General features: G+C 64.1%; 10 protein-coding genes. 8 read left to right on the forward strand and 2 right to left on the reverse strand.

Annotated features, from left to right (window positions below; translation table 11 throughout):
• Positions 1–55 precede the first annotated feature (55 nt).
• From IEI94_RS13440 to IEI94_RS13455, 4 genes are all read left to right on the forward strand, one after another.
• On the forward strand, positions 56–1,909 hold the full coding sequence (locus IEI94_RS13440) for an ABC transporter ATP-binding protein (protein ID WP_191167816.1): 1,854 nt from the start codon (positions 56–58) through the stop codon (positions 1,907–1,909).
• Between the two features lie 307 nt (positions 1,910–2,216).
• A complete protein-coding gene (locus tag IEI94_RS13445) occupies positions 2,217–2,459 on the forward strand; it encodes a DUF1127 domain-containing protein (protein ID WP_191167817.1) in 243 nt (80 codons plus the stop codon).
• Between the two features lie 151 nt (positions 2,460–2,610).
• Positions 2,611–3,894, forward strand: coding sequence for an MFS transporter (locus IEI94_RS13450; RefSeq protein WP_191167818.1), 1,284 nt, complete (start codon positions 2,611–2,613; stop codon positions 3,892–3,894).
• Between the two features lie 42 nt (positions 3,895–3,936).
• The gene (locus IEI94_RS13455; protein WP_191167819.1) at positions 3,937–4,368 is read left to right on the forward strand and encodes a GFA family protein; all 432 of its coding nucleotides are present in this window, start codon (positions 3,937–3,939) and stop codon (positions 4,366–4,368) included.
• 321 nt (positions 4,369–4,689) lie between these two features.
• On the opposite strand, the gene IEI94_RS13460 is transcribed toward IEI94_RS13455, so the two are convergent.
• Together IEI94_RS13460 and IEI94_RS13465 are read right to left on the reverse strand one after the other, a co-directional pair.
• Positions 4,690–5,973, reverse strand: a complete 1,284-nt coding sequence (locus tag IEI94_RS13460) for a phospholipase D-like domain-containing protein (RefSeq protein WP_191167820.1) — start codon at positions 5,971–5,973, stop codon at positions 4,690–4,692.
• A gap of 81 nt (positions 5,974–6,054) precedes the next feature.
• Complete coding sequence (locus IEI94_RS13465; protein WP_318153397.1) at positions 6,055–6,777, reverse strand: FadR/GntR family transcriptional regulator; 723 nt, start codon at positions 6,775–6,777, stop codon at positions 6,055–6,057.
• 154 nt (positions 6,778–6,931) lie between these two features.
• Here IEI94_RS13465 and IEI94_RS13470 point away from each other — a divergent pair, with 154 nt between their 5' ends.
• From IEI94_RS13470 to IEI94_RS13485, 4 genes are all read left to right on the forward strand, one after another.
• Complete coding sequence (locus tag IEI94_RS13470) at positions 6,932–7,816, forward strand: fumarylacetoacetate hydrolase family protein (RefSeq protein ID WP_191167822.1); 885 nt, start codon at positions 6,932–6,934, stop codon at positions 7,814–7,816.
• A 60-nt stretch (positions 7,817–7,876) separates the two neighbouring features.
• Entirely contained in the window at positions 7,877–8,971 is a 1,095-nt protein-coding gene (locus IEI94_RS13475) for a Bug family tripartite tricarboxylate transporter substrate binding protein (protein ID WP_191167823.1), read from the forward strand.
• Positions 8,972–9,055: 84 nt separating this feature from the next.
• Complete coding sequence (locus IEI94_RS13480) at positions 9,056–11,026, forward strand: tripartite tricarboxylate transporter permease (RefSeq protein WP_191167824.1); 1,971 nt, start codon at positions 9,056–9,058, stop codon at positions 11,024–11,026.
• 86 nt (positions 11,027–11,112) lie between these two features.
• Positions 11,113–11,589, forward strand: coding sequence for a peroxiredoxin (locus IEI94_RS13485; protein WP_191167825.1), 477 nt, complete (start codon positions 11,113–11,115; stop codon positions 11,587–11,589).
• Positions 11,590–11,640 lie beyond the last annotated feature (51 nt).

Here is an 11,640-nt window from a genome sequence, read left to right on the forward strand (position 1 = left end):
TGCGCAACGCAACCGTTGCGCGTACACTGGCGGCTCCCTCGCCTGGAGCCCCTTCGTGTCGCCGCCCTCAACCCCCGACCACGCTTCCGCCACTCCGCTAGCCGGCTTCTTCGGCGTGTTTCGCTACAGCCGTCGGGCCCTCGGTCTGGTGTGGGAGACCTCGCGCTGGATGACCCTGGGGCTGATGCTCTGCACCCTGGTCGCCGGGGTGCTGCCGGCGGTGGCGGCCTGGGTGGGCCAGCTGATCGTCGACGGCGTGGTCGCCGCCATGGACGCCCACCGCGCGGCCAGCGATCCCGAACTGCTCACGCTGATCACCCCGGTGCTGTGGCTGGTGGCGCTGGAGGGGCTGATCATCGCGCTTATCGCCCTCGCCCAACGCGGCCTCGCCGCCCAGCAGTCACTGCTGCGGGCGCTGCTCGGCCAGAAGGTCAATGTGCTGATTCTCGAGAAGGCGGGGCGCCTGTCGCTCAGCCAGTTCGAGGATTCCGAACTCTACGACAAGCTGACCCGCGCCCGCCGCGAGGCCTCGACCCGGCCCCTGGCGCTGGTCAACAAGACCTTCGGGCTGCTGCAGAACGCCATCTCCCTGGCCAGCTTCGGCGTGCTGCTGGTGCAGTTCTCGCCCTGGGCAATACTGCTGCTGGTGGCCGGCGCCTTGCCGGTATTTATCTCCGAAGCCAAGTTCTCCGGCGACGCCTTCCGGCTGTTCCGCTGGCGCTCGCCCCAGACCCGCATGCAGATCTACCTGGAGACCGTGCTGGCCCGCGAAGACAGCATCAAGGAGGTCAAGCTGTTCGGTCTCGAGGAGCTGTTCCTGCAGCGCTATCGCGATATCTTCACGCGGCTGTTCGCCGAAGAGCGCCTGCTAACGCTGCGCCGCGAGACCTGGGGCTTCCTGCTCGGCCTGCTCGGCACCCTGACCTTCTATGGCGCCTACGGCTGGGTGGTGGTGGAGACCATCGGCGGCGCCCTGACGCTGGGCGAGATGACCATGTACCTGATGGTCTTCAAGCAGGGCCAGGCGGCGCTCTCGGCAAGCCTCACCGCGATCAGCGGCATGTACGAGGACAATCTCTACCTCTCCAATCTCTACGAGTATCTGGAGCAACCGGTGGAGGACAACGGCGGCACCCTCACCCAAGGCGCCACGCCCGGAGATGGCCTGCGCTTCGAGGACGTCGGCTTCGCCTACCCCGGCGGCGAGGAGGTGCTGCACGACATCAACCTGCACCTCGCCCCGGGTCAGAGTCTCGCCCTGGTGGGCGAGAACGGCTCCGGCAAGACCACGCTGATCAAGCTGCTGACGCGGCTCTATCACCCCACCCAGGGACGCATCCTGCTGGATGGCAGTGACCTGCGCGACTGGCAGACCGAGGCCCTGCGCGAGCGCATCGGCGTGATCTTCCAGGACTTCGTGCGCTACCAGCTGCAGGTCGGCGAGAACCTCGGGGTGGGTGACACCCACGCCTTCGACGACCAGCAGCGCTGGCAGGAAGCCGCCCGCCACGGCATGGCCGACGACTTCATCGCGCGCATGGCCAGCGGCTACCAGACCCAACTGGGGCGCTGGTTCAAGGGCGGCCAGGAGCTCTCCGGCGGGCAGTGGCAGAAGATCGCCCTGTCGCGGGCCTATATGCGTGAAAACGCCGACATCCTTGTGCTCGACGAGCCCACCGCGGCAATGGACGCCGCCGCCGAGGCGGAGATCTTCGCGCGCTTCCGCGAGCACGCACGCGACAAGATGACCATCCTGATCTCTCACCGCTTCTCCACGGTGCGCAGCGCCGAGCAGATCCTGGTCATCGACCGCGGCCAGATCATCGAACGCGGCACCCACGACCAACTACTGGCTGCCGACGGCCGCTACGCCACGCTATTCCGGCTACAGGCCAAGGGCTATCGCTGAGGGTCTGGCCCCAACCGCTTGACGCTTGATCAGCGATTGTTTATAAGAAAAAGGTCACTCACCCTAGGTGGGCGACATCAACCCTATCCAGAGACCGTTTTCTCATGCGCTGGCAAACCCGCGTCAACCGTGTAAGCAAGCAGCATCGCATTGCCAAAAATGCGATGCCAGCCTGCCGTTGCCGCGTGCCAATCCGACACTGAGAAACAATGGCCGCGGCATGCGTCGCGGCCATGTGATTACCCCCGCTTTATTTGGTTATCTCCTGTTCGCGCTGCATCCCGGCCTCCCGCAAGGAGACCGAGAAATGGCAATTTTCACTAGCGTCAAAAGCCTGCTGCATGCGCTGCGCGACCGCGCCACCAAGCGTCGTCAATTCGCTCAGTTGAAGGAGTGCGACCCACGTATGCTCAAGGATATGGGCCTGCGCTGGGAGCGCGGCACCCTGGTCGCCATCAACCCCGAGCGCGAGTCGGCGCCCAAGCCCCGCAAGGCCGCCACCCGCAGCGCCCACGAAACCTGTCCCCACTGCGGGAGTAGCCTGACGTAGCCAACGCCCCGGTCACAGGGAGTGACCGGGGCGTCTTCGTTGGCCTCTAGCAGGCCGCCTGCCTAATCCGTTAGCCCCTTATTCATTAGCCGAGTGAATATCTCCCTAAGAATCACTAGAATCGAGATTTCGTCTCGCTGTCGGACACGCCATGAGCTCCGCCCACGCCGCTGATTCCCCCGCCGACGATCTGGTCGCCCTGCATCGTCAACCCGGTTTTGTGAGTTTCCTGGTAGCGCGCCTGGCGGCGGTGTTCGCCATGCAGATTCAAGCGGTGGTGGTGGCCTGGCAGGTGTATGCCATGACCCGCGATCCGATGTCGTTGGCCTATGTGGGCCTGGCGCAGTTCCTGCCCATGGTGCTGCTGTTGCTGCCCGCCGGCGACCTGGTCGACCGCTTTCCGCGCAAGCGCATCCTTCAGCTGAGCTGGGCGGTACAGGCACTGTGCAGTGCGCTGCTGCTCGGCCTGGCGCTGGCGGCCAGCGAGCGGGTCGGCGCCTACTACGCCGTGCTCGCACTGTTTGGCTCCGCCCGCGCCTTCACCGGCCCCGCGCTGCAGAGTCTGCTGCCCAATATCGTGCCGCGCGCCCAACTCGCCCAGGCCATCGCCCTGAACAGTGCGATCATGAAGGTCGCCGTGATCGGCGGCCCGCTGCTCGGCGGGATCCTCTATGCGCTGGGCGGCGGCAGCCTCGCCTACGCGGCATGCCTGGGCTGCTTCGCCGTTGCCCTGGTTTCGCTGCTGCCGGTGCCGATCCGCTTTGTCGAGGCCGCTGCCTCCCTGGAGGCCACCGCCTGGCGGCGCTTTACCGCCGGGATCGACTATATCCGCCGCCAGCCGATCATCCTCGGCGCCATCTCGCTGGATCTTTTTGCGGTGCTGCTGGGCGGGGTGGTGGCGCTGCTGCCCATCTATGCCCAGGAGGTGCTCCACGTCGGCCCCGAGGGGCTCGGCGCACTGCGCAGCGCCATCGCTGTGGGCGCGCTGCTGATGGGGATCTATCTCGGCGTGCGCGGCATCAAGCGCCACGCCGGGCTGGTGATGTTTATCGCGGTGGCGATATTCGGCGTTGCCAACCTGGTGTTCGCCTTCTCGACGCTGTTCTGGCTGTCGCTGATCGCCATGCTGGTCGCCGGCGCGGCCGACATGATCAGCGTTTACGTGCGCATGACGGTGATCCAACTCGCCACCCCCGACGAAATGCGCGGCCGGGTCAACGCCGTCAACATGCTGTTTATCGGCTCATCCAACGAGCTCGGCGAGTTCCGTGCCGGGAGCATGGCGGCCTGGCTTGGCGTGGTGCCGGCGGCGGTGATCGGCGGCCTCGGCACCCTGGCGGTGGTCGGCGCCTGGATGCGGCTGTTCCCCACCCTGCGCCAGGTCGACCGCTTCGATGATGCCTCGCGCCAAGGCAGCTCGCAGCGACGCGATTAGCGACTAGACTGGCTGAGGAATCGTCATCATCAGGAGAGTCTCATGTCTGCCACCACTCAACATACCGGCAGCTGCCTGTGCGGCGCCGTTACCCTGAGCGTCGAAGTCGCGTCCGACGAGGTCGCTGCCTGCCACTGCAGCCTGTGTCGCCGCTGGGGAGGCGGTCCGCTGCTGGCACTGGAGAGCGTCAGCACGATAGATCTCGTCGGCGAACACAATGTCACGGTATACCCCTCCTCAGACTGGGCCGAGCGCGGTTTCTGCCGGCACTGCGGCACCCACCTGTTCTACCGCCTCAAGAGCGGCGAGCATCACGCCGTGCCGGTAGGGCTGGTCGACCAGGGCCACGGCTGGCACTTCGCCACCCAGATCTTTATCGATGAAAAGCCCGGCTACTACGCCTTCGCCAACGAGACCCATGATATGACCGGCGATCAGGTGTTCGCCGCCTTCAACGCAGGCGACAACAATTAAGCATTAGGCCACGCACAAAAAAAGTCGCCGAGCGCAGCCAGTGTCTGGACATAACTTAGGCTCTATCTGAAAAGTCGGCGAGCGAAGGTCAGGGCTAGGCCCGTTCCCTTCGGGCCAACGCACTCCCCACATCCATGTGGGTCGCAAAGCAAAATCGGCGACAAATCGTCAGGATTGACGATTTGGGCAGCTCTGCTGCTCGAAGAGCGAGCGACATGGATGTTGCGAGTCCAAAAGACGGAGTTTACTGGGGTGTAAATGAGTACTTTGAGCCGATTTTTAACGCAGTATGGCCGAGCGCAGCCAGTTTTCAGACAGAGCCTAGAAATGTGCGCCGGCTAGCATACTGACCCAGCCGGCCACGCGCTTGCGCCAGGGGCGGTTCTCCCAGCGATCGAGGTCATAGCGCTCGGCGTCGCGGATATCGTCCTCGATCAGCTCGCGGACCCGCTGGGCAAAATCCTCATCGTAGACGTTGAGATTGCCCTCCTTGTTGATGCGGAAGGAGCGGTTGTCGAGATTGGTCGAGCCGATACTGGCCCAGCGATCATCGATACTGACCAACTTGGCGTGATACATCGAAGGCTGGTACTCATGGATCACCACCCCGGCTTCGAGCATCGGCCCCCAGCGATTGACCGAGGCGTGACGCACGAAGCCCATGTCGATGCTGTCGCCGGGCACCAGGATATTGACCTCGACGCCGCGCTCGCGGGCATCGACCAATGCTTCGAGGAACTCCGCATCGGGGTAGAAATAGGCAGAGCCCAGGGAGATTCGCTGCTCGGCCGTGGCGATCGCCACCATCAGCATCTTGCGCATGCGGTGACGGCCTTCGCGGGGCGTACTGGTGACCATCTGCGCATCCAGCTCGCCCTGCTCCTCCAGTTCGGGAAAATAGGCATCGCCGAGCAGTAGCCGGCCACTGGCGTCCAGCCAGGTATCGACGAAGGCAGCCTGCATGTTGCCCACCACCGGTCCCTCAACGCGGAAGTGGTGATCGCGATAGGCCAGGCCGTCGTCGTCGGGCAGCCAGCTGTCGGTGATATTGGCCCCACCGATGAAACCGGTGCGACCATCGGTCATCAGCAGCTTGCGGTGAGTGCGGTGATTGAAACGCGCCAACTCGTACCAGGACGGTTTGCGCCAACGGATCACCTCGACGCCTGCGTCCAGCATGCGCTCGAACTTGTCAGCCGCAGCGGGCACCGAACCGACGTAGTCGATCAGGGCATGCACCGCGACGCCACGCTCGGCCGCAGCCACCAGGGCGTCGACGAATGGCTCGGTGGCCTCTTCGCCCCAGAACTCGAAGGTTTCGAAGGTGATGGAGGCCTCGGCCGCGTCGATGGCGTCGAGCATGTCGGCATAGATCGCCTCGCCGTCCTCGAGCATGGCGATGCGATTGCCGGCCACAATCGGCTGCTCGAGGATCAGCCCCATGCTGCGCCGGAAATCCGCATCGCTGGTAGTAAAGTCAACTTCCACTGGTTCGAGCAGCCGCTTGGGCTTCGGCGTGGCGTTGTAGAGCAGCACGCTGCCCACGCTGAAAATCACGGCAATCACCACGGCCGTGTAGGCGGCAACTCGAGTACGACGTTTCACAGACGGGCCCCCTGCCCCATGAGATTGCCGCAATGATTGCAGGCGCCCTGCGGGAATGCGAGGGTTTCGGCCCCCTTCGCTTCAGTCTCTACCGAACAGGTTCTTCTGCACCTCTCTCAGGTGCTCCTCAAGTAGCGCCCTGGCCGTGTCCTCATCGCGATCGCGCAGTGCCGCGACGATGGCGCGATGCTGCATTTCGTAGCGTTGACGCCGTTCGGGCGTCAGCGAGACGCGCTTGAGCCGTCCCCACTCCCCCTCCTCACGCACCACGTTAGTCAGTTCGAGGATGCGCAGAAAGAAGCTGTTGTGGGTGGCTTCGGCAAATGCTTGGTGCAGCGCCCCGTCCCAGTGCTCGAACGCCTCGATGGCCGTGGCGGCTTCCGCGCGTAGGATGCACTCATCCATGAGTTCGAAGTCGGACGCGGTGGCGTAGCGCACAATCAGCGCTACCATCTGTGGCTCGATCAGCAGGCGTGCCTCCATCAACTGCGCCGGGCTGGTCTGCACCGCCACTGCTCGCGCTCCTGTAGGGGACTCTTCGCGCTGCGGCATCAGCTCAGCGACCTCCTCAGAGACGAAGGTGCCGCTCCCCACCACCTGAGTAATCAGCCCCTGCTGCTTGAAGTTGCCGAGCACGCGCCTGACCGCGCCACGCGATGCAGCGAACCTTTCGCTGAGTTCACGCTCGGTGGGCAAACGGTGGCCCGCAGGGAAGCTGCCGTTTTCGATCTGCTGCTGAAGATAGCGAGCCAGCGAGCGCGCACCGTCAGCACGCACCGCCTTGCCCAAAGTCTTGTCACTCACAGGCTGTCCTTCATGTCGTGCCATTACGCCACCAATGCTGAGAAAACTATACCATTTGGTCCCACTATTCAAAAAATACCCTTGAATTGGTACTTCATAGGATCTAGTCTCGATGGATACGGAACCAAAACAAACCTATGGAGAACCAAGCCAGATGAAATTCGCGACGCTTCGCTCACATCCCGACCAGCCGACCTGCGTCGCCCTGGTCGATGAGCACACCCAGCGCTACTGGCCACTGTCCGACCTGATACCCGACTTCACGGGGGATATGAACCAGCTGGTGCAGGAATGGGGCCGCCTCAAGCAGAAAATTGTACCGCAAGGCGACGGTCAGCCCCTCGATCAAGCGCGGGTTGAGGCCCCCATCCACCCACAGCGCAACATGTTCTGTGTGGGCAAGAACTACTTCGAGCATGCCGCCGAGTTCAGCAATTCCGGGTTCGACAGCAGTACCAGTGCCGATGATGTAGTACCAAAGCACCCCATCATTTTTACCAAGGCCTACACCACCCTGATCGCAGACGGCGACGAGATCCCGCGTCACGCCGCGGTGACCGAGCAGCTCGACTACGAGGCCGAGTTCGCCATCATCATCGGCAAGGGGGGGCGCGGCATCCGCAAGGATCAGGCCTTCGATCACGTCTGGGGCTACACCGTGGCCAACGACGTTACCGCCCGCGATCTGCAGAAGAAGCACAAGCAGTGGCACCTGGCCAAATCGCTGGACGGACTCTGCCCGATGGGACCCTGGATCACCACCGCCGACGAGATCGACCCAAGCAATGCCGGCATCAAGTGCTGGGTCAACGGTGAGCTGCGTCAGGACTCCAATATCGGCCAGCTGATCTTCGATATTCCGACCCTGATCGAAACCATTTCGGCCGGCATCGAACTCAAGCCCGGCGACGTCATTATCACCGGCACCCCGGTCGGGGTCGGCATTGGCTTCAATCCGCCCAAGTTCCTGCAGACCGGTGACGTGGTCCGCGTCGAGGTCGAGGGCATGGGCGCCATCGAGAACCGGGTCGGTCAGTAACCGCCCACCAGGTAGACGCACCGGGTCAACAATATTCCACAACAACACCAGGAGCACGCCATGTTCACACAAACCCACCCCCTCAAGACACTGTCAGCCGCCGTACTGGTCGCCGCCGGCGGTATCGCCGCCGCTCCGGCCTTGGCCGACGACTTCTACGAGGGCAAGACCATCGAGATGGTCGTGCCCTTCGGCGAGGGCGGCGCCACCTACGTCGCCGCCAAGTTCCTCGAGCCCTACCTCGAGAAGCATCTGCCCGGCAATCCGCGCATTGATGTCCAGACCCGCCCCGGCGGCGGCTCGATCCTCGGCGCCAACTGGTTCGAACAGAACGCCGAGCCGGACGGCGAAACCATCCTGTTCACCACCTCGTCCACCTCCAACCCCTATGTGCTGGGCATGGACGCCGTGGAATACGATCTCGCCGCCATGCGCCCGGCCTACAGCCTGCCCTTCGGCGCGGTGGTCTACGTTTCGCCGAGCACCGGGATCGACTCACCCGCCGGCCTCAAGGAACCCGACATGCCGCTGATCTACGGCGGCATCGCCGCGGCGGCCAGCGACCTTCCGACGCTGCTGGCCTTCGAGCTGCTCGACCTCGATATCCAGAAGGTGCTCGGCTTCGACGGCCGTGGCCCGGCTCGCCTCTCTTTCGAGCGCGGCGAAACCAATATCGACTTCCAGTTCACCCCTGCCTACATGTCCCAGGTCGTCGACATGGTGGAAGCCGGCAGCGCGGTGCCCATCATGACCGGCGGCTCGGTCGGAGACGATGGCGTACTCAGCGCACGGGACGCGGCCTTCCCGGATTACCCCTCGGTCTACGAAGTCTATGAGGAGCTCTACGGAGAAGCCCCCTCCGGCGTGGAGTGGGACGCCTTCCAGTCGATCGGGGCCGTGACCTTCAACTATGGCCTTACCGCCTACCTGCCGGAGGGCACACCGGACGAGATTCTAGAGATCTTCGAAGCGGCGATCGCCGCCATCAACGACGACCCCGAGTATCAGCAGCAGAGTCAGGATGCCGTAGGCGGCTACTCGCTGCTTCCCGCCTCGGAGGTCACCGAAGCGCTCAGCGAGGCGCTGCAGCCCTCGGACGAAGTACGTGAGCACCTGCGCACGCTGCTCTCGGAAGAGTACGACGTCGAGCTCTGATCCCTCGCCTCGTGTCGCGGCCAGCCACCCGCCCCGCGGGTGGCAGTGGCCGCGTTTTTTTGACCGCTGCATAGGACATGTCTTGTGCTAGAGAACATTACAACGGCCCTGGGGCTGCTGTTCGAACCCATGCGACTGCTGGCGCTGTTCGCCGGGATGTTGGCCGGCATGGTATTCGGCATGCTGCCCGGCCTGGGCGGCGTCGCCGCCGTCTCGATCCTGCTGCCGTTTATCTATCTGATGGACAGCTACTCGGGGCTCGCCATGCTGCTGGGTGCCATCTCGGTGATCTACACCGCCGATACCATCACCTCGGTGCTGCTGGGCGCCCCGGGGTCACCGGCCTCGGCCCCCACCGCCATCGAGGGCCATGCGCTGGCCAAGCAGGGCAAGGCCTCGCTGGCACTGGGTGTCGGCTTTCTGGCGTCGATGGTCGGCGGTCTGTTCGGCGCCATGATCCTGTCCGTGGCGATCCCGATTGCCGGGCCGCTGGTGCTGGCGCTGGGCACGCCGGAGCTGTTCATGTTCGCCCTGGTCGGGCTGTGCTTTGCCGCCAGCATGGTCGGCAAGGATATCGTCGTAGGCCTGGCCGCGGCCTGCTTCGGCATCCTGCTGGGCGTGGTCGGTGCCGCCCCTGCCGCCGCCAACTACCGCTTCATCTTCGGCCAGTCCTACCTGATGGATGGCCTGTCGCTGCCCATCGTCGCGCTGGGGCTGTTTGCGGTGGCCGAGCTGATCGGCATGGTCGCCTCCGGCGGCGGTATCGCCGGCAAGCCCATGACCATGGGCAAGTGGGGCGAGAGTTTCAGGGAATTCTGGCGCAGCCGCTGGCTGATCGTGCGCTCGTCGATCATCGGCATCTTCGGCGGTTTCGTGCCTGCCGTGGGCGCCAGCGCCTCGACCTGGATCGCCTACGGCCACGCCATGAGCTCGACCAAGGACAAGCGGCGCTTCGGCAAGGGCGAGATTCGTGGGGTAGCCGGCGCCGAGGGCGCCAACAACGCCACCGTGATCTCCGATCTGGTGCCGACCATGCTGTTCAGCGTGCCCGGTGGTCCTGCGGCGGCCATCTTCCTCGGCGCGCTGTTCTCGTTCGGCTTCTATCCCGGCCCACGCATGGTCAGCGAGACGCCTGACTTGATGTACATGATCGTCTGGAGCGTGGCACTCGCCTCGGTGATGGGCGCCGCACTGTGCTTCGCCGTGACGCCCTATCTGGCCCGGCTGACGCGCATCAATTTTGCGCTGATCGCCGCCCCGCTGCTGTTGATCATGGTCGCCGGCGCCTACCAGGGCACCCAGACCTTTGGCGACATTCTCGCCCTGCTGGTGCTGGGGGTGATTGGCTGGCTGATGAAAAACGCTGGCTGGCCGCGGGCACCTGTCCTGGTGGGCTTCGTGCTGGCCACGCCCATGGAGCAGTACTTCTGGCTGACCACGCAGATTCACGGCTTTACCTGGCTGACCCGACCCGGCGTGCTGATCATCGCCTCGTTGATTGTCGTCCCCATGCTGCTCAGCATGGTACGCAAATGGCGCACCAGGAAGACACCGGCGTCAACCGACTCGACCAGCCCAGCCGACCACATCACCAGTGACGATGAAGCGCCCCGCGACACCGCCATTCTGCTGCTTGCCTCATCGCTGCTGCTGGTCACCTTCGCCTATGCCCTCTACGAGATGCTGGGCTTTCGCAGTAACGCGCGGCTGATGCCGGCGCTGGGTATCGTGCCGGGGCTGCTGCTGAGTCTGTATATTCTCGGCCGCCAGCTCTACCGGCTACGCCTGCAAGGTCGGATCATTCACCTGGGCTCGCGTCAGGAGTTGCCAGTCTTGGCGGGCATTCTCGCCTATGGCGTGGCGATGTGGCTGATCGGCTTCAATCTGGCCACCCCGCTGCTGCTGGCCTGGCTGCTGTTGAAGTGTGCGGGAATGCGCCTGACCAGCGCGGCACTCTACGGCGCCATCGTGTATGCCACCGCCCAGGGGATGTTCGCGCTGATGCGGCTCACCCCACCAGCAGGCAGCTGGTTCACCTTGCCGATGCCATGGTGAGCCCGACTGGCCCGATGCATGTTGGACAAGGGAGCACATCGGCGTAGCCTGGGAGTATCACTCACACCACATGGAAGGATCTGGTAATGACACTGACAGTAGGCGACAAGATTCCCGACGTCACCATCAAGACCAATGGCCCGGATGGCCCCCAGGACATCTCCACCGGCGAGCTGTTTGCCGGCAAGCGGGTGGTGCTGTTCGCCGTACCCGGCGCGTTCACCCCCGGCTGCTCCAACACCCATATGCCCGGCTTCGTGATCAAGGCCGACGAGATCCTCGCCAAGGGGGTCGATACCATCGCCTGCATGGCGGTCAACGACGCCTTCGTGCTGGACGCCTGGCAGAAGCATCAGAATGCCGAGGCCTTCACCATGCTGGCCGACGGCAACGCCGAGTTCACCAAGGCGATCGGCACCGAGATGGATGCCAGCGGCGGCGGCATGGGCATCCGCAGCAAGCGCTTCGCGCTGATCGCCAACGACGGTGTGGTCGAGTACATGGGGATCGACGCCAAGGGCGTCGAGCAGAGCAGTGCCGAAACGGTGCTGGCGCAGCTATAACCACAGCCGGCCATTCCGCCAATAGGCCATCTGTAGCCAAGGCGCCACCCA

The organism is Halomonas sp. ML-15 (genome assembly GCF_014779595.1).
Taxonomy (GTDB): Bacteria; Pseudomonadota; Gammaproteobacteria; order Pseudomonadales; family Halomonadaceae; genus Franzmannia.